Source organism: Cupriavidus sp. 05T42, from assembly GCF_056396345.1.
On record NZ_JBFTLH010000009.1, the window covers coordinates 115430 to 133844 of the forward strand.

An 18415-nucleotide genomic window follows, 5' to 3' on the forward strand; every position below is an offset into this window, starting at 1 on the left:
TTCCAGGAGATGCAGTGATGCACGAGCAAGATTCATCCATTGTCATCGTGGGCGCGCAGCGCACGCCCATCGGCGCGTTCCAGGGCGCTTTATCGACGTTCTCGGCGCCCGAGCTTGGCGCTGCCGCCATTGCCTCCGCCGTGGCGCAGGCAGGGGTGTCGGCCGATAGCGTCGACGAAGCCATCATGGGCTGTTGCCTGTTCGCCGGCCTTGGCCAAGCCCCGGCCCGGCAGGCCGTGCTTGGTGCGGGATTGCCGCCATCGGTGCCGGCGACGACGATCAGCAAGATGTGCGGGTCCGGCATGAAGGCAGCCATGCTGGCGCATGACCTGCTGCGCGCCGGCAGTTGCACGGTGGCGGTGGCGGGCGGCATGGAGTCGATGACCAACGCGCCGCACCTCGTGCCGCGCGGCCGGCAGGGCTACCGCCTCGGCCACGGGCAGTTCCTGGACCATATGTATCGCGATGGTCTTGAGGATGCGTATGAAGGCCATCTGATGGGCTATTACGCCGACCTGACCGCCGAACAGGCTGGCATCTCGCGCGCGGCGCAGGATGCGTTCGCCGCCGAAAGCGTGGCGCGTGCGCAGGCTGCGGTGCGCGAAGGCCGCTTTGTGGCGGAGATCGTCGAGCTGTCGCCGAAGTCGGGGAAGAGCCGCAATCGCGAGCCGCTGCGCGATGACGAGACCCCGGCGCGCTGCGATATCGACAAGATCCCACGTCTGTCGCCCGCCTTCCGCACCGAGGGCACGGTGACGCCAGGCAACGCGTCGTCGATTTCAGACGGCGCCGCCGCGCTGGTCATGATGCGCGAGGCGGATGCGCGGGCAAAGGGCATCGCGCCGCTGGCCCGGATCACCGCGCTCGCCACGCATGCACTGCCGCCGGGGCAGTTCTCGCTCGCACCGGTGGGCGCCATTCGCCGCGTGCTGGACAAGGCCGGCTGGCAGGCTGGCGACGTCGACCTGTTCGAAATCAATGAGGCCTTTGCGGTGGTGACGCTGCTCGCCATGCGCGAACTGAACCTGCCGCATGCGCGCGTCAACGTGAACGGCGGCGCCTGCGCGCTGGGCCATCCGGTCGGCGCKACGGGCGCCCGGCTGCTTGTGACGCTGGTCCATGCGCTGCGCGAACGGGGGCTGCGCCGTGGCGTGGCGAGTCTGTGCCTGGGTGGCGGAGAAGCCACGGCCATGGCGGTGGAGGTGGCATGAGCATGACCTTCGATCATTCCCCCGAACATCGCGAGATTCGCGAGGCCATCCTGAAGGTCTGCGAGCGCTTTGACGCCGAGTATTGGCTGGAGAAGGACAAGGTCGGCGGCTTTCCGACCGATTTCCATCAGGCGCTCGCCAGGGACGGTTGGCTGGGCATCTGCATCCCGCAAGCCTACGGCGGTTCGGGCCTCGGCATCACCGAGGCCGCCATCATGATGCAGGCCATCGCCGAATCCGGTGCCGGCATGAGCGGGGCTTCGGCCGTGCACATGAACATCTTCGGCCTGAACCCGGTGGTGGTCTTCKGCAGCGAGGCGCAGAAGCAACGCATGCTGCCGCCCCTGATTCAGGGCAGCGAGCGGGCCTGCTTCGCCGTGACCGAGCCCAACACCGGCCTCAACACCACGCAACTGAAGACGCGCGCGGACCGGCACGGCGATCACTACGTGCTGAACGGCGCCAAGACCTTCATCTCCACCGCCAGTTGCGTGGAGAAGATGCTGATCCTGGCGCGCACCACGCCGCTGGAGGCCATCAAGAGCAAGACGGAAGGCCTGAGCCTGTTCTACACGACCATCGACCGGAACCACGTGGAGACCCGCGAGATCGACAAGATGGGCCGCAAGGCTGTCGACACCAACCAAGTCTTTATCGACGGCCTCAAGGTGCCCGTGGAGGACCGCATCGGCGAAGAGGGCAAGGGGTTCCAGTACATCCTGCATGGCATGAACGCCGAACGGATCCTGGTGGCGGCGGAAGCGGTTGGGCTCGGGCGCGTGGCGCTGGCGCGGGCCACGCAGTACGCCAAGGAACGTATCGTGTTCGACCGCCAGATCGGCAAGAACCAGGGCATCCAGCATCCACTGGCCGAATGCTGGATGGAGCTGGAAGCCGCCAACCTGATGGTGCTCAACGCGGCTGCGAAGTTCGATCGCGGCGAGCCCTGCGGCGCGGAGGCCAATGCGGCCAAGTACCTCGCGGCCGAGGCCTGCTACAAGTCCTGCCAGACGGCGGTGATGACGCACGGCGGCTATGGCTATGCCAAGGAGTATCACGTGGAGCGCTATCTGCGCGAAGCGCTGATTCCCCGCATCGCACCGATCAGCCCGCAGCTGATCCTGTGCTTCGTGGCCGAGAAGGTGCTTGGCCTGCCGAAGTCCTACTGAGGAGGCAACAGATGGATATGAAGCGTCGCCGCGCGGTCGGCCGGCGTGGAGAAGGAATAGCCGGCGGCTGCAGGGCTGCCTTTCGTCCCCTTACCGAAATCAGAATCCAAGCATGAGCGACTTCCTCAAGATCGAAACCATCGGACACGTGGCCGTTGCCACGATGAACCGCCCGCAGACCCGCAACGCCTTGTCGGATGACGATGCGATAGAGAGCATCGTCGACCTGTGCCAGGCGATCAACGACGACCTCTCGGTGCGTGTGCTGGTGCTGACCGGGGCGGGCCCGGCGTTCTCGTCAGGCGGTAACTTGAAGACGCTGCGCGATACCGTCGGCACCGGGCTGGGCGTGCCTGCGAATAGCCGTTACGCGTACCGGAACGGCATCCAGCGGCTGCCGCTGGCATTGCAGGCGCTTGAGGTGCCGACGATCGCCGCCGTGAACGGCCCCGCGTACGGTGCCKGCAATGACCTCGCGTGCATGTGCGATATCCGGATTGCCTCGGACAAGGCCGTGTTCGCGGAGAGCTTCGCCAAGTTGGGATTGCTGCCCGGCGATGGCGGGGCGTGGCTGCTGCCGCGTGCCGTGGGCATGTCGCGCGCCTGCGAGATGTCGTTCACGGGCGAGGCGATCGATGCGCAGCAGGCGCTGGCGTGGGGGCTGGTCTCGCGCGTGGTGCCTGCGGACGAGTTGATGCCGGCCGCCATGTCGCTGGCGGGGCGAATCGCCGCCAACCCGGGGCACGCGCTGCGCATGACCAAGCGGCTGCTGCGCGAAGGCCAGCAAACCAGCCTCGCCACGCTGCTCGAAATGTCCGCCGGCTTCCAGGCGCTGGCGCACCATACCGAGGAGCACGAGGCCGCGCTCGACGGTTTCCTGAAGCGCTAGCGTCACACCAGCCGGCCGTCGCCGGTCGGCACATAACCATAATGGAGACAACAATGCATCGACAAATCGCGGGCCTGTGCATGGCCGCCATGCTTTGCGCGACCAGCGGCGCCGCCGCCGCCGCGGACTACCCAGACCGGCCGGTCAAGATCGTGGTATCGCTGCCGCCCGGCAGCGGCGCCGACACCACCGCGCGTTTTATCGGCAAGCACCTGACCGAGAAGTTCGGCCAGCCCTTCGTGGTCGAGAACAAGCCGGGCGCCAACAGTTTCATTGCCGCGCGCCAGGTAGCCGAGTCGGCACCGGACGGCTACACGATGTTCGTCGCCAGCAACTCGCCGATGGTGACCAACGCGGCAGTCTTCCGCCAGCTGCCTTATGACCCGATCAAGGACTTCGTGCCCGTGGCGCGCATCGCGCGGTTCCCGATGGTGCTGGCGGTGCCCGCCAGCTCGCCGTACACGACGCTCGACGGACTGGTCACGGCCGCGCGCAACGCGCCGGGCAAGCTGAACTACGCAGCCGGCACGCCGACCTATCAGGTGGCGCTGGAACTGTTCCACGAAACGCGTGGTATCCGCGCCATGCCCGTGCCGTACAAGGGGACGTCGCTCGCCATGAGCGACCTCGCCGGCGGGAGCGTGGATTACACGATGGCGGAGGTGAGCGCCGTGATGCCGCTGGTGCGAGCCGGCAAGGTGCGCGCGCTGGCGGTAGGCAGCCCGGAACGGCTCAAGGAGCTGCCCGGCGTGCCCACCATCGCCGAGACCGGCAGCAAGGGCTACGAGGCGTTCGCCTGGACCGGCGTGTTCCTGCCGGCCAAGACGCCGCAGGCCGTGGTCGACCGGATTGCCAAGGCGGTGGGTGATCTCCTTGCGACGCAGGAAAGCGCGCGTTTCATCGAGACGATGGGCGGCACGGTGTTCCCGGCCACTCCACAGCAGTTCCGCGATTTCCAGGTCAGCGAGATCGAGCGGACACGGCGCATCGTCAAGACGGCGAATATCCACCAGGAGTAGTGCCGCCAGCCTCGCCCGCCAAGCCCGCTGCAGCGATGCTGCGGGCGACGGCGACGAAATTGCTCGCCGTGGCGGTCATCGCATCCGGCAGCGTGGCGAGTGCAACGCCCATGGCCTGTTGCATGGGCCAGTCCCGCAACCGCAGCAGCCGCACGCCGGTGCCGGCGTACTTGACCGCGTTGTTCGGCACCAGCGCCACGCCCAGCCCGCTATCCACCAGACTCAGGATCGATTGCACCTGCACCGCTTCCTGCGCGATGCGCGGCTTGATGCCGGCGCCGTGCAGCGCGCAGGTGATCAGCATGTGCATCGACGGCACCCGCGTGCGCGAGTACATGATGAAGGGCACATCCCCCAGTTCGGATAGGGCGATGTCCGCCTGTGCGGCCAGCGGCGAGTCCGTGCTGACGGCCAGCATGAAGTGGTCGCGCTGCAGCAGGGTCAGTTCGGCATTGGTGGGTTCGAGCACCGGGTAGCGCACCAGCGCCACGTCGAGCGAGTGGTCCTCGAGCCGGCTCAGCAGTTCCACGGTCGTCGATTCCTCGATGGCGAGGTCCACGCCCGGGTACTGTCGCCGATACGTACGCAGCAGTTCCGGCATCACTGAGTACGTGGCCGATCCGATGAACCCCAGCCGCAGCATGCCTTGCTCGCCCGCTTCGCCCTCGCGCGCGGCACGGCGCACTTCCTCCGAATAGAACAGCGTGCGGCGCGCGTTGCGCAGCACCACCTCGCCCGCCGGCGTCAGGCGCAGGCCCGACGGCAATCGATCGAACAGCGTCACGCCCAGCTCTTCCTCGAGCTTGCGGATCGACGTGGAAAGCGGCGGCTGCGCCATGTGCAGTTTTTCGGCGGCACGGTGAAAGTTCAGCGTTTCCGCAAGAATGAGGACTTGCCTGAGTTGACGAAGCTCCATGGGCGCGAAGAAGGGCGGTTGGCAATACGGCTGGCGTATCGGGCGGTCTCTATCCGGTATTGGACGCGGCCGGGCGGGGGCCATAGATTATGCCATCCCGGCACCGCAACAGGCGGCCTGCCGGCCATGCAAAAACCGGAGCCATCTTGACGACTTTGCTTCCCACACCCGGCCTGATTGCGATCCCGCCCGAGGACGAGGCCCTGCGTGCACCGGTGCGCGCCTTCCTGCGCTCGGCGATGCGCGACGTCGCACCCGAGGTCCGCTCCCGCTCATGGCTTGGCTTCGATGCCAGCTTCAGCCAGGCGCTCGCCGCACAGGGCTGGATCGGCCTGACCCTGCCACGGGAATACGGCGGCGGTGGCCGCAGCGGCTTCGCGCGCTTCGTGCTACTCGAGGAATTGCTCGCTGCCGGCGCGCCGGTCTCCGCCCACTGGATCGCCGACCGGCAGACCGCGCCACTGATCCTGCGCTACGGCACGCCGGCGCAGCGTGACTTCTACGTGCCGCGCATCATTCGCGGCGAAGCGTTCTTCTGCATCGGCATGAGTGAGCCCGATACGGGCTCCGATCTCGCCAGCGTGCGCACCCGGGCCACGCGCAACGACGCGGGCTGGCTGCTCAACGGCCGCAAGATCTGGACGACCAACGCGCATCGCTCGCAGTACATGGTGGCACTGGTTCGCACGTCGGGCGTGACCGAGGATCGCCACCAGGGCTTGTCGCAGGTCGTCATCGACCTCTCGCTGCCCGGCATCACGATCCGCCCCATCCGCGACGTGGCCGGCGACGCCCACTTCTGCGAAGTGCTGTTCGAGGACGTGCAACTGCCGGCCGACGCACTGATTGGCGAGGAGGGCTCGGGTTGGAAGCAGGTGACGGCGGAGCTGGCTTTCGAGCGCAGCGGCCCCGAGCGCATCTATTCGAGCCTGGTGCTGGCGGAAACATGGCTGGCGGAGGTTCGCGCGGCGGGCGAGGTGTCGMTGGCATCCACCGAACTCGCGGGCCGGATCGTCGGCAATCTGGCGGTGCTGCGTGCGATGTCGCTGGCCGTGGCCGACAAGCTGAACCGGGGCGAGAACCCCGAGCAGGAGGCCGCGCTGGTCAAGGACCTCGGCACCGAATTTGAACAGGCGATGCCCGACTGGATCCAGACGGCGCTCGAGCGCGACGCGCAGGTGCCATCGCCCGCGCTCGCACGCACGCTGGCCTACGTGATGCAGCTCGCCCCAAGCTACTCGCTGCGCGGCGGCACGCGCCAGATCCTGCGCGGCATCATCGCCCGCAGCCTCGGATTACGCTGATACTGGAGATGGTTTGATGACCGATTCCCTGCTGGAAGGATTCGAGCGGCCCCTGCTCGATCTCTGCGACGACGAACAACTGCGCCGGACCGAAGCTGGCGAGGGCGCCGCCGACCTCTGKGCGCGCATCGACGCGCTCGGCTACACCGACGCGCTCTTGCCCGAGGCGAGTGGCGGCGCCGGGCTGTCGCTGTCCGACTTGTTCCCGCTGGCGCTGGCCGCGGCGCGTGCCGGACTGCCGCTGCCGTTTGCCGAAACCGCCGTGGCGCGAGCCATCCTGGCCTCGGCCGGCATCACGGGGGGCCCGGGTGCCATCGCCATCGCCCCGCTCGCGCTGGAGGTCGGCGGACAGATCGTCTGCCCGGACGTGCCCGGCGCGGCGCTGGCCGACCATGTATTGCTGAGTCGAAACGACGCCTGGTGGCTGATGCCGACGGAAGGCGCGCAACGCGAGCCCGGAGCCTTCCGGCCGCGCGTGTCGGCCACGGTCCGCTGGCACAGCTCGGCGCAGGCGGTGGCGCGTATTCCCGCCGCCGGGGCCGATGCCGAGACGCTCTGCAACGCGCTACATGCCGTGGGCATGGCGGGCGCCATGCAGCGCATCCAGGCGCTCGGCGTGACCTACGCGACCGACCGCCGCCAGTTCGGGCGCGCCATTGGCCAGTTCCAGGCGGTGCAACAGGAGTTGAGCGTGCTGGCCGAGCAGGTGGCGGCAGCGGTGCTGGCGGCCCGGCTCGGCTGCGCGGCCAGCGCGGGATATCTGCCCGATCCGCTGCTCGCGGCGACGGCCAAGCTGCGAACCTCGGCGGCCGCCACGCGCGTCGCCGCCATCGCCCACGCGGTGCATGGTGCCATCGGCATCACCGAGGAACACGTGCTGGGGCTGTTCACGCGCCGACTGCACGAATGGCGCACCACGGCGGGCACGGAGTCGCGCTGCGCTGCGCGGCTGGGCGGCGCGCTGCTGGCCGAGCCGGCTTCGACGCTGTTCGACTTTGCCCGCACGCGTCTGGTCGCCGAGCGGCCGGCAGTGGCCATGGAGGGCTGAGATGGGGGAGGCGAACCGCAAGGGGCCGCTGGCCGGCGTACGGATCGTCGAGCTGGCCGGCATCGGTCCCGGGCCGATGGCGGCGATGCTGCTGGCCGACATGGGGGCCGAGGTGATCCGCATCGAACGCGAGACGCCGGTGGACCTCGGCGTCAGCAAGCCGCTGCGCTACAACCTCACGCTGCGCAATCGCACATCGATTGCGTTGGACCTGAAGCAGCCGGCCAGTGTCGAACGCGTCCTGCAACTCGTGGCTGACGCGGATGCGCTGATCGAGGGCTTCCGGCCCGGCGTGACGGAACGGCTGGGGCTCGGCCCCGACGTCTGCCTGGCGCGCAATCCCCGGCTTGTCTACGGCCGCATCACGGGCTGGGGGCAGGAGGGGCCGCTCGCCCAGGTGGCGGGTCACGACATCAACTACATCTCGCTGACCGGCACGCTCGATGCCATCGGCCGGCAGGGACAGCCGCCTTCCGTGCCGCTKGCGCTGCTCGGCGACATGAGTGGCGGGGCGCTCTATCTGGCCATGGGCGTGCTCGCCGCCATCCTCGAGGCGCGCGGCTCCGGCCAGGGGCAGGTGGTGGATGCGGCCATCGTGGACGGCACCGCGTCCATGGCGATGACGTTCTTCGGGCTGGCGGCGGCCGGGAAGTGGCAGCCCGAACGCGGCACCAACATCCTGGACTCCGGCGCGCCGTTCTACGATGTCTACGCCTGCGCCGACGGAAAATGGATTTCGATCGGCCCGATCGAGGCACGCTTCCATGCCGAGTTGCTGGAGCGCATGGGCATCCCGGCAGACGCCATCGGCCCGCAGATGGACACCGCGAGCTGGCCGCATACCCGCGAGGTGCTCGCCGCCGCGTTCCGCACCCGCACGCGCGCGGCTTGGTGCGATCTGCTCGAAGGCACCGATGTCTGCTTTGCGCCGGTCCTGTCGTTTGCCGAGGCGCCGTCGCACCCGCATCTGAAGGCGCGCGGCACATTCGTCGAGGTGGATGGCGTGGTGCAGCCCGCGCCGGCGCCACGCTTCAGCCGCACGCCTTCGGCCATGCCGACGCCGCCACAGGCGCCGCAATCGCCCGATGCCGACGGCGTGGATGCCGCGCTGGCCGCCTGGGGCTTGTCGCCCGAGGCGATTGCCGGCTGGCGGGGCGCCTGAGCCGGCGGCGGTTCGAGCGGTGGCAGGAAAGAAAACAGGCCCTTGCGGGCCTGTTTTCGTCAGGGGCTGGTGCGGTACCGCTCGCGCAGCGCCTGCTTGTACAGCTTGCCGGTCGGCAACCGGGGCATGCGGTCGATGAAATCCACCGAGCGCGGAATCATGTACCGCGCCACCTTCCCGCGCAGGTAGGCGATCAACTCCTCGCCGAGCGCCGCGCTGGGCACGATGCCTGGTGCCGGCTCGATGATGGCCTTGACCTGCTCGCCCATCTCGGCGCACGGAACGCCGATGACCGCCACGTCCCCGACCTTCTCGTGCGTGACCAGCGCGTCCTCGATCGCCTGGGGATAGATGTTGACGCCGCCGGAGATGATCATGAACGTCTTCCGGTCGGTCAGGTACAGGTAGCCTTCCTCGTCCACATAGCCCACGTCGCCCACCGTGGTCCAGTTGCGATGCCGGGGATGTCGCGCGGACTCGGTCTTCTCCGGATCGTTGTGGTAGTGGAACGCCAGGGTGTCCCGCTCGAAGTAGATCAGGCCCGGCTGCCCCGGGGGCAGGACGTCGCCCTCGTCGTTGCAGATGTGTAGCTTGCCGATGGCTTCGCGGCCGACCGAGCCCGGATGCGCAAGATAGCCGGCACTGTCGATCATCGTCAGCCCGCTGCCTTCGGTGGAGCCGTAGTACTCGTGCAGGATGGGGCCCCACCATTCGATCATGCGCAGCTTGACGTCGGCCGGGCAGGGCGCCGCCGAGTGCACGGCCATGCGCAGGCTCGACAGGTCGAAACCGTGCCGCTCCTGCTCGGTCAGCTTCATCAGCCGGACGAACATGGTCGGCACCCACTGGCTGTGCGTGACACGGTAGCGCTCGATCAGCGCCAGCGCGGCGAGCGGTTCGAACTTCTCCATGAACACGGCGGTGCCGCCCGTGGCTTGCAGCTGCAGCGCCCAGGCCAGCGGTGCCGCGTGGTAGAGCGGGGCCGTCGACAGGTAGACCATGTCGTCGGAGAAGTCGTAGTGGCGCAGTTGGCCGCGCCGGAACGGGTCGATGAAATCGGCCATCCGGGTCGAAGGCTGGGCACGCACGATGCCCTTCGGGCGTCCGGTGGTGCCCGAGCTGTATAGCATCAGGGCACCGAGGGTTTCGGCGTCGAGCGGGGCGTCCGAGACCGTCGCGACGACAGCTTCGTAGCTGTCCCAGCCGTCGATCGTGCCGTCCACCATCAGCCGCGCGGAGCAGTTCGGCATCAGCCCGGTCAGCCCTTCGGCCAGCTCGCGCATGGCATGGGAACTGATGACCACGCGCGACTCGCTGTCCTCGACGATGTAGGCCGCCTCGGCCGGCGTCAGGAACCGGTTGACCGGCGTGACGAGCAACCCGGAGCGCAAGGCCGCCCAGCCGATTTCGAAACAACGGAGGTTGTTCTCCAGCACCATGGCGATGTGGTCGCCCGGGCGCAGCCCCATTTGCTGGAGCCGCCGCGCGAGGCGGTTGGCACGCCGGTCCAGCTCGCCGTAGGTCAGGGAGATGCCATTGCTGCCATTGATGACGGCGATCCGCTCGGGGTGCCGCCGCGCGCGGTCGCCCAGGTGTGTCCAGTCTTCGTTCTGCATGGTCGTGTTGTCTCCGGGTGGCATCCAGCTATGGCAGCGTGTTGGCGAGCACCAGCGCGGCGGCGGCCGTGAACATGCCGCCCACCCCCTGCACGAAACTGCACTGCACGCCATCCACCTGCCGGAAGGCCTCGCCGCGCAGCTGGCGCACGGCCTCCAGGATCGCGAACATGCCGTACATGCCGGTATGCGTGTACAGGATGCCGCCGCCATTGGTGTTCATCGGCAGCTTGCCGCCGGGGCGGGTATGGCCGGCCTCGATGAAACGCGCGGCTTCGCCGTGCGCGACGAAACCGAGATMGGCCAGCCCGTAGAGCGGCAGGTGCGCGAAGGCGTCGTAGATCATCAGATGATCGATGTCAGCGTGGCTCACGCCAGACTCCGCGAACGCCTGGCGGCTCGACAGGCGGAACGCCTTCGAGCTGGTCATGTCGTCCATCATCGAGATTAGCGGGCTGTCGCAGGCCTCGCCCGAGCCGAGCAGGTAGACCGGGCTGTCCGCGCGCCGGAGGTTGCGCGCGCGCTCCGCCGTAGTGATAACCAGGGCCCCGCCGCCGTCGGTGACCACGCAGCATTCGAGCTTGTGGAACGGATAGGCGATCATCGGGGACGCCATCACGTCGTCCACGGTCAGCAGCTTGTTGCGGCTGGCGCGCGGGTTGCCGGCGGCCCAGTGGCTCTGCGCCACGACCACTTCGGCCAGTTGCTCGTGGGTGGTGCCGGTCTCCTTCATGTAGCGCAGCATCGGCAGCGTGAAGGTGTTGGGCGGCGCGCCGCTGCCGTAGGGCATCTCGAACTGGCCCAGCATCGAGAATGGCGGCACTGAGCGAGGCGGCCAGCCCACACGCGAGCGGCCGGACTGGCCGTGGAGCACCAGCACGGTGTTGCAGAGTCCGGCGCGGATCGCGGCGGCGGCGTGCCGCACGTGGACCATGAACGAGCAGCCGCCTACCGAGGTGCCGTCGTACCAGGCGGGCGTGATGCCGAGGTAGTGGGCGACGTCGATGGGGCTGTCCACGGCGCTCGTGATGCCGTCCACATCGGCCAGCGTGAGGCCGGCGTCGGCCAGCGCGCGGCGCGCGGCGTCGGCGCGCAGGTCCATCTCGGACAGGTGGGGCAGGGCGCCCAGTTCCGTCTCGGCGGCGCCGGCAATGGCGATGATCTGGTCGAGCCGGCTCATCGGGCGGCCTCCGTCTGGGGCTTGAACTGCGGCAGCATGACCTCGCCGCGCGGCTCGAACACCACTTCGAGCGGCATATCGAGCACGAGGTGCGCCGGGTCGGCGGGTACGCCGACGATATTCGTCATCATGCGCGGGCCTTCCTCGAGTTCCACCACGGCAATCACGTAGGGCGTCTGGCCGGCCCAGCCCGGCATGGCCAGGTGGCTGATCACATAGGAATACAGGCGCGCACGGCCGCTGGCGCGGACCCACGACAAGGTCTCGGCACCGCATTGGTGGCAGTGCGGGCGTGGATACAGCACGTGCGTGCCGCAGCTGTCGCAGACCTGGAGGCGCAGTTCGCCGGCCTGCGTGCCTTCCCAGAAGGGGCGCGTGCCGGGCACCGGCTGCGGCGTGAATTTCGCGACGGGGGATGGAGTCGGGGTCATGCCGGAACGCCCTCGCGGTGCGGGATCTCGCCCGAGATCAGCGCGTTGGGCGCGGCGCGGGCCACCAGATCGGGGATGTGCGCCGACAACTCCTCCGGCAGCCAGCGGCCCTCTTTCTCGATGCGAGGGCCGGCGTGCCAGCCCTCGGCCACCGTGATGGCGCCGCCGCGCACGCCGAACACGCGTCCGGTAATGGTGCTGGATTGCGTGCTGCCGAGCCAGACCACGAGCGGCGCGACGTTGCCGGCGTCGAGCGGATCGAAGCCGCCGCCGGCCTGCGTCTGTTCCGCCTGCGCGGCCATGCCGTTCTGTCGGAACAGGTCTTCGGTCAGGCGGCTCATGGCCGTCGGGTAGATCACGTTGACGGTGGCGCCGTAGCGCTCCAGCTCCCGTGCGGCAACGATCGACATATTGGCGATGCCCGCCTTGGCCGCGCCGTAGTTGGTCTGGCCGACGATGCCGTAAAGGCCCGACGACGAACTCGTGTTGATCACGCGCGCCTCGCGGGTGCGCCCGGCCTTGGCCTCGTCGCGCCAGTAAGCGGCGGCGTGGCGCATCGGCGCAAAGGTGCCGCGCAGATGGACGCGGATCACGGAGTCCCAGTCCGCTTCCGTCATATTGACGAGGGTACGGTCGCGCAGGATGCCGGCGTTGTTGACGAGCACGTCCAGCCCGCCAAAGTGGTCGATGGCGGTCTGGATCAGGCGTTGCGCGCCGTCCCAGTCCGAGATGTCGTCGGTATTGGCCACGGCTTGTCCGCCTGCCGCGAGGATTTCGTCGACCACCGCCTGTGCGGGGCCGCTTGCCGCGCCGGCGCCGTCAGGTGCGGCGCCCAGATCATTGACCACCACGCGTGCGCCGGCGCGTGCGAATTGCAGCGCGTATTCGCGCCCGATGCCGCGACCGGCGCCAGTAATGACGACGACGCGATCCTTGCAAAGCTCGCTCATGACACTCCTTCTGTGTGTGCGGGGGATTCGGAGGTACGGGGAATTCAGCGCCGGGCCTGCTGGATGGCCTCGACTGCGCGCCGATATCGTGTGGATTCGTTGGCAAGGTCCTGATCGGCCTGCGCGCCCGAGACGGACATCGCTTCGGAGCCGGCAAACGTCGTCAGGAATTGCAGGTAGGCCGGGGACCGTGTGATGGCGGCGACAGCCTGTTCCAGACGCCGCGCCGTGGCGTCGTCGGTCTGGCGGCGGACCGCGAGCCCGATCCAGACATACATCTCGTAGCCGGGGAAGCCCGTTTCGCGCAGCGTGGGCACGGCGGGCAGGTCCGGCAGGCGGGTCGTGGCGGTGCTGGCCAGTGCGCGCAGCTTGCCCGCGCGCACCAGCGGCATGGAGGCGCCGGCGTCGAGCAGGCCGAGGTCCACCGCACCGCCGATCACATCGGCCGATGCCTGCGAGAAGCCCTTGTAGCTGACCGCATTGAACGCCAGGCCACCTTGCTGGGCCAGCAGCATGCCGGCGACGCGGTAGGTGTTGCCGTAGTCGGCCAAACTGACGGCGCCGGGCGTGGCGCGGACGGTCTCCAGCGCCTGCTTCACGTCGGCGTAGGGCTTCTGCGGCCCCGTCACGAGCAGCGCGGAGTTGCGGTAGAGGAACGACACCATGCGGAAGTCCCGCTGGAGATCGTAGTTCGCGGCCTTGTTCAGTAGCGGACCGCTGAGCATGGAAGGCGTCACCAGCAGGATGCTGTAGCCGTCGGCCGGTGCGCTCAGGACGCTCTGCACAGCGATCAGGCCCTCCGCGCCGGGGCGATTCTCGACGATGACCGGCTGGCCCAAGGCAGCGCCGAGCTTGTCGGCGACGAAGCGCGACACGGCATCGCCGCTGCTGCCGGGGCCGATCAACAGGACGATGCGCAGCGGACGGGAGGGAAACGTTTCAGCGCGAACACCGCCAGCGCACAACCCCAGGGTCACAGCGAGTGCGGCCAGCATCGCGCGCCGCTTCGCCGTGGTGCAGCATGGAAACTTGCGTGCCATCGTCATCCCCTCGAAACATACGGTGTTCGGGGATGATGTAGGTCAAAGAGGGTAGGCTACCCTCCCTGTAATGGGGGGGGCGGGTCTGCCCCAGTTGGGTGGGCGCGAACACGCCGTTCCTAATCGAGCTGGACATTGGCGCGCTTGACCACCTCGGTCCAACGCTTGTTGTCCTCCGCGATCACCTTGGCGAAGGTGTCGCTCGTGCCATAGAACGGCTGCGCGCCTTCGGCAATCAACTGCTTGACCATCGCCGGATCCGTGGCGACGGTCCGCACGGTGTCCTGCAGCTTCCTGATGACCTCTGCGCTGGTGCCGGCCGGTGCCATCAGGGCTGACCACGACTCGGTCTCGGCGTTCTTGATGCCGAGTTCCTCAAACGTCGGCACGTCCGGAATCGCGGGATTGCGCTGGTGGCTGGCCACGCCGAGCAGCCGGATCTTGCCGGCCTTCGCATACGGCTGCAGGCCCGGAAGATTCGCGAACAGGATCTGGATCTGGCCGCCGAGGAGGTCGGTGGTCGCCGGTCCCGCGCCTTTGTACGGCACGTGGGTGAACTTGACGCCCGTCCGCAGCATGAACAGCTCGCCGATCATGTGGTTGACGGAGCCCTGGCCGGCGGAGCCCATGTTCAGCTTGCCGGGATTCGCCTTGGCGTACTGGAGCAGTTCGGCCATGTTCTTCGCCGGCGTGTTTGCGGAGACAGCCAGCACGTTCGGCACCGTGGCGAAGAGCGCGATTGGCGTGAAGTCCTTCGCGGGCGAGAAGGTCAGGTTCTTCGTCAGGAGCGGCTGGATGACCTGGCTGCCCATGGTGGCGTACAGCAGCGTGTAGCCATCGGCACGTGCCTTGGCCACATAGGCCGCGCCGATGGCGCCGCCGGCGCCCGGCTTGTTGTCGACGATCACCGGCTGTCCGAGCATCTGGGACATGCGCGTGGCCAGCAGCCGCGCGGTGAGATTCACAGTGCCGCCGGGCGCGAAGGGCACGACGAGGTCGATCGGCTTGTTGGGGTAGCCCTGCGCGCCGGCGGCCGAGCAGCACGCCATGGCCGCGATGAGCACGGTGGTGAACTTGAACATGGTTGTCTCCTCTATTCTTGATGTTGTCAGCCGGCGGCCAGGTTCCGGGTGCGCTGCTCCAGCAATGCGGCGGCGTCGTCGATGCGGGTGACGGTGGCGTCCAGCGCGGTGGTGCGGGTATCGAGCGCGCGGCGCTGCACGTCGAGCCGCTCGCGCACGCCTTGCGGGGCTGGCGCGCCGTACGACTGGCGACTGTTCACATTGCGGATCGGGTCCAGGCATTGGGCGACGTCCTCGGCCGAGAGCCCGGCGGGCCTGCCAACTTGCTCCGCAGTGGCGTCATCGATCATCGCTGGGGTGATCGCGGTCGCCGGCAGGCCCTCGTCGAGCGCACGCCGCACTACGGCGCCGATAATGTGATGGGCATCGCGGAACGAGAGGTCGGCCTTGCGGACGAGCAGGTCGGCCAGATCGGTCACCGTGGAGAAGTCGTTAGCCGCGCGCGACGCCATGCGTTCCCGCTCGGGCTGCACGTCCCGCACCAGCAGCTTCATCAGTTCCAGGCTCTTCAGGGCCTCTTCGCAGCTMTCCCAGCAGGTTCGCGTGCTTTCCCGGCTGCTGTCGCCGGAATGCGAGAAATGCGTGGATTTCACCGTCGTGAGGGCGGCCGAGGTCAGGCCGATCAGCTGGGCGGTCTTGCCACGCAGGTATTCGAGCACGACCGGGTTCTTCTTCTGCGGCATGATGCTCGACGTGCCGGCGATGCTGTCCGGAAACGTCAGGTAGCCGAATTCCGGCGTCGACCAGATATAGAAGTCCTGCACCATCCGGCTGCAGGTGATCATCATGATCGAGAGTGCCGCGCTCAACTCCAGCGCAAAGTCCCGGGACGCCACGCTGTCCAGCGCGTTGCCAAGCGGCTGGCTGAAGCCGAGCAGGGTGCTGGTGAGGGTGCGGTCGACCGGAAATGACGTGCCGGCGAGCGCGCAAGCGCCCATCGGGCAGCCGTCGAGGGTTTCCAGGACGTGCATCAGGCGGTCGATGTCCCGGGACCAGGCTTCCACCAGCGCCGACAGGTAATAGCCATAGGTGATGGGCTGCGCGGCCTGCATGTGGGTATAGCCGGGCATGACGTAGTCGGCGTAGGCATCCGCCTGGCTCAGCGCGGCGTCGCATAGCCCGGCCAGCGCCGAGCAGATCCGGATCACGAAGCCGCGCGCGCGGATCCGGTCATTGGTCGCCCCAATATCGTTGCGGCTCCGTGCCGTGTGCAGACGGCCGCCGACATTCTGGCCAATCAGGCGGATCAGGTGCGCCTCGTAGTTGAAATAGGCATCCTCCCGCGCTTCATCGAGTTCGACGACCTCGGGGCCCTCGCGCCGCATTTTCAGCAGGGCGTTGGCGAGGGTCGCCGTGGTGGTTTTGTCGAGAATCTCCTGCTGGTCCAGCATGACCAGATGGGMCAGGTTGATTTGCGTCAGCACTTCGAAATTCTTGGTAAAGAATTCACGCGTGGTACGCGGCTGGAAAATGTACTGGATAACCTCTTTGGCGGGAGGTTGCTTAAGCCGGCGGCTGACTTTGGATTCCATTTTCAAACTCGGTTGAAATAAACATACATCGAGTTTGGTTTGCGACAACCCATGCGTCAAATCAGCCGATCGCACTGTCTTATACAATTCCGATATGGGTTGAGGGCGGGGTGGCGCATGCGTCCCTGCGTGCCACAATCGCCATCTTTCGGGAGGCCGTTCCATGAACTTCAAAGAAATCGAGGCGTTCCGCGCCGTGATGATGTCGCGCTCCATGACCACGGCGGCCGGTCTTCTGCATACGTCGCAACCCAATATCAGCCGCTGGATCGGCTTGCTGGAGAGCAAGGTGGGCTTCCAGTTGTTTCAGCGCGTGGGGACCAAGTTGATTCCGACGGCAGAGGCCGAGGCGTTCTATGCGGATGTCGAACGCGCTTTCATCGGACTCGAATCTCTGGACGATAGTGCGAACACCATTCGCAGCCGGGGCACCGGGCTACTGCGCGTGGGGGCCGTCGGCTCCATTGCCGACAGCATATTGCCGGACGCCATGCGATTTTTTCGGCAGGATTTTCCCGATATTCCAGTGCTGCTGAATACGGGCAGGTCCGAGGTGGTGGCTAAATGGATCGCGAGAGGATTTTGCGATATTGGATTTTGCTCCGTTCCGACCGAACTACCGAGCCTGCAATATGAGGAAATCAATCTCGCGCGTGGCGTGGGCATTGTTCCCGCATCCCATCGGCTGGCGACACGTTCGGTCCTGAATCCGGCGGATTTCGAAGGGGAATCCTTCATTTCGCTGCCGGCGGAAAGCGCGAACCGGCGGGAGATCGACCGGCACTTTCCGATCGGCTCGCGGCTGCTGGCCATCGAAACGCCGTTTGCCACGACGATCTGCAAGATGGTCAGCAAGGGTCTCGGCGTGTCCATCGTGAGTCCGATCGTCAGCCACGCGCTTGGCTTGCCCGATGTGCGCGAGATTCCGTTTGCGGGCGAGGTCATGTTCCGCAGCTTCGCGGTCACGTCTGACCATTTCCCCTTGAATTTCCTGGCTAGCCGGCTGGCGGCGTGCGTGCGGCAGGCGTTCGACGCAGCGGATGACTGAGGCGGTTAATCCGCCGGTCGCCACTGGCCGGAGTCGTGGCGGACATCGACCCTTTCGCCATTCAGCCGCAATTGCTCGGCATTCATCGTCGCGGCAGCGGCAGGGTCAATATCGAATTTGATGTTGAGCGCCTGTTCGACGGGGGCCCTTTCGACCGGCAACTCCCAGGTCAAAAATAGCTGTGTCCAATCCTGGTCCGAGGGAAAATCGGCCAAATCGAAACCATCGCTGCCGCGCCGAATGACGGCGTGCGGCTGGCAGGTATCGAAGATCATCACCGTCCCCCGTTGCAAGGGGATACGAAGATCCAGCGCCGGAAAATGCACGTCCAGCCCTTTGTCTTCACTCAGGAAGAGATTGCAGAAGGCCAGACCGGCGTATTGCTCTCCATCATGGTGATAGCGCGCGCCGCGGCAGGCCATGAGCGCGACGTCGGTCGACAAAATCATGCCGAAGGTGCGCGCCCAATCTGACACCGCCTGTACGCAGGCCGAGTAGTCGGGCCAGCGCATTCGCGCCCGTGGCAGGGACATCGCTTCGACATCGCCGGTTTCCAGCGACATATTGGACCCGATTTCCCGCGCCCAATCCGCGCGCAGCCGGGCGGGCGGTTCGGGAATGTCGACCGTGCCGGATAACACGACGTCACTCACACTCCGGCTGCGGATGGCATCGTCACTCCAGAAATAGGCAATGAGCGGTGCAGGAGAGGGTTGGGGGATGTGGTGCATGGCCGACAGTGTAATGCGTCGCCCTCATTCTGCAGGGCAGTGCTTCCTCGGTATTCCCGAGGATGTATTTTCATTGACGATTCAACG

At 67.1% G+C, this 18415-nt stretch carries 17 protein-coding genes; 8 read left to right on the plus strand and 9 right to left on the minus strand.

All coding sequences use genetic code 11. The features are described 5' to 3' along the window. Positions 1 to 17: 17 nt before the first annotated feature. The 4 genes from AC1EJR_RS14620 to AC1EJR_RS14635 all read left to right on the plus strand — a co-directional run bounded on the left by AC1EJR_RS14620 (position 18) and on the right by AC1EJR_RS14635 (position 4288). The gene (locus AC1EJR_RS14620; RefSeq protein WP_477112944.1) at positions 18 to 1211 is read left to right on the plus strand and encodes a thiolase family protein; all 1194 of its coding nucleotides are present in this window, start codon (positions 18 to 20) and stop codon (positions 1209 to 1211) included. Between the two features lie 2 nt (positions 1212 to 1213). Further along, complete coding sequence (locus AC1EJR_RS14625) at positions 1214 to 2380, plus strand: acyl-CoA dehydrogenase family protein (protein WP_477147299.1); 1167 nt, start codon at positions 1214 to 1216, stop codon at positions 2378 to 2380. Positions 2381 to 2492: 112 nt separating this feature from the next. Beyond that, positions 2493 to 3269: a crotonase/enoyl-CoA hydratase family protein gene (locus AC1EJR_RS14630; RefSeq protein WP_477147267.1), complete on the plus strand. Its 777-nt coding sequence runs from the start codon at positions 2493 to 2495 to the stop codon at positions 3267 to 3269. Positions 3270 to 3322: 53 nt separating this feature from the next. Beyond that, a complete protein-coding gene (locus AC1EJR_RS14635) occupies positions 3323 to 4288 on the plus strand; it encodes a Bug family tripartite tricarboxylate transporter substrate binding protein (RefSeq protein ID WP_092293032.1) in 966 nt (321 codons plus the stop codon). Here the strand turns inward: AC1EJR_RS14635 and AC1EJR_RS14640 are convergent. Next, complete coding sequence (locus tag AC1EJR_RS14640) at positions 4260 to 5204, minus strand: LysR family transcriptional regulator (RefSeq protein ID WP_092293034.1); 945 nt, start codon at positions 5202 to 5204, stop codon at positions 4260 to 4262. The genes AC1EJR_RS14635 and AC1EJR_RS14640 overlap by 29 nt on opposite strands. Positions 5205 to 5350: 146 nt before the next feature. Between AC1EJR_RS14640 and AC1EJR_RS14645 the strand changes: the two genes are divergently transcribed. The 3 genes from AC1EJR_RS14645 to AC1EJR_RS14655 are packed head-to-tail and all read left to right on the plus strand — an operon-like array spanning position 5351 to position 8718. Further along, positions 5351 to 6508, plus strand: coding sequence for an acyl-CoA dehydrogenase family protein (locus AC1EJR_RS14645; protein WP_477147268.1), 1158 nt, complete (start codon positions 5351 to 5353; stop codon positions 6506 to 6508). Between the two features lie 16 nt (positions 6509 to 6524). Continuing rightward, complete coding sequence (locus AC1EJR_RS14650) at positions 6525 to 7556, plus strand: acyl-CoA dehydrogenase family protein (protein ID WP_477147269.1); 1032 nt, start codon at positions 6525 to 6527, stop codon at positions 7554 to 7556. 1 nt (position 7557) lies between these two features. Beyond that, positions 7558 to 8718: a CaiB/BaiF CoA transferase family protein gene (locus tag AC1EJR_RS14655; protein WP_477110172.1), complete on the plus strand. Its 1161-nt coding sequence runs from the start codon at positions 7558 to 7560 to the stop codon at positions 8716 to 8718. A gap of 59 nt (positions 8719 to 8777) precedes the next feature. Here AC1EJR_RS14655 and AC1EJR_RS14660 read toward each other — a convergent pair whose 3' ends face one another. The 7 genes from AC1EJR_RS14660 to argH all read right to left on the minus strand — a co-directional run bounded on the left by AC1EJR_RS14660 (position 8778) and on the right by argH (position 16549). After that, complete coding sequence (locus AC1EJR_RS14660; RefSeq protein WP_092293043.1) at positions 8778 to 10334, minus strand: acyl-CoA synthetase; 1557 nt, start codon at positions 10332 to 10334, stop codon at positions 8778 to 8780. A 28-nt stretch (positions 10335 to 10362) separates the two neighbouring features. After that, positions 10363 to 11514 (minus strand): thiolase C-terminal domain-containing protein, encoded by a 1152-nt coding sequence (locus tag AC1EJR_RS14665; protein ID WP_477147270.1) that lies wholly within the window; start codon positions 11512 to 11514, stop codon positions 10363 to 10365. After that, positions 11511 to 11945 (minus strand): Zn-ribbon domain-containing OB-fold protein, encoded by a 435-nt coding sequence (locus tag AC1EJR_RS14670; RefSeq protein WP_441591065.1) that lies wholly within the window; start codon positions 11943 to 11945, stop codon positions 11511 to 11513. The genes AC1EJR_RS14665 and AC1EJR_RS14670 overlap by 4 nt, the downstream gene beginning before the upstream one ends. Then, entirely contained in the window at positions 11942 to 12895 is a 954-nt protein-coding gene (locus AC1EJR_RS14675; protein WP_092293047.1) for an SDR family oxidoreductase, read from the minus strand. Before AC1EJR_RS14675 ends, AC1EJR_RS14670 begins: the two co-directional genes overlap by 4 nt. A 44-nt stretch (positions 12896 to 12939) precedes the next feature. Next, positions 12940 to 13935 (minus strand): Bug family tripartite tricarboxylate transporter substrate binding protein, encoded by a 996-nt coding sequence (locus tag AC1EJR_RS14680; protein ID WP_441591064.1) that lies wholly within the window; start codon positions 13933 to 13935, stop codon positions 12940 to 12942. 119 nt (positions 13936 to 14054) lie between these two features. After that, positions 14055 to 15017 (minus strand): Bug family tripartite tricarboxylate transporter substrate binding protein, encoded by a 963-nt coding sequence (locus AC1EJR_RS14685; RefSeq protein WP_092293051.1) that lies wholly within the window; start codon positions 15015 to 15017, stop codon positions 14055 to 14057. A gap of 26 nt (positions 15018 to 15043) precedes the next feature. Then, positions 15044 to 16549, minus strand: a complete 1506-nt coding sequence (gene argH, locus AC1EJR_RS14690; protein ID WP_477147271.1) for an argininosuccinate lyase — start codon at positions 16547 to 16549, stop codon at positions 15044 to 15046. 163 nt (positions 16550 to 16712) lie between these two features. Between argH and AC1EJR_RS14695 the strand changes: the two genes are divergently transcribed. Continuing rightward, positions 16713 to 17597, plus strand: coding sequence for a LysR substrate-binding domain-containing protein (locus AC1EJR_RS14695; protein WP_092293055.1), 885 nt, complete (start codon positions 16713 to 16715; stop codon positions 17595 to 17597). Between the two features lie 5 nt (positions 17598 to 17602). On the opposite strand, the gene AC1EJR_RS14700 is transcribed toward AC1EJR_RS14695, so the two are convergent. After that, entirely contained in the window at positions 17603 to 18328 is a 726-nt protein-coding gene (locus AC1EJR_RS14700; RefSeq protein WP_092293057.1) for a hypothetical protein, read from the minus strand. Between the last annotated feature and the right edge of the window lie 87 nt (positions 18329 to 18415).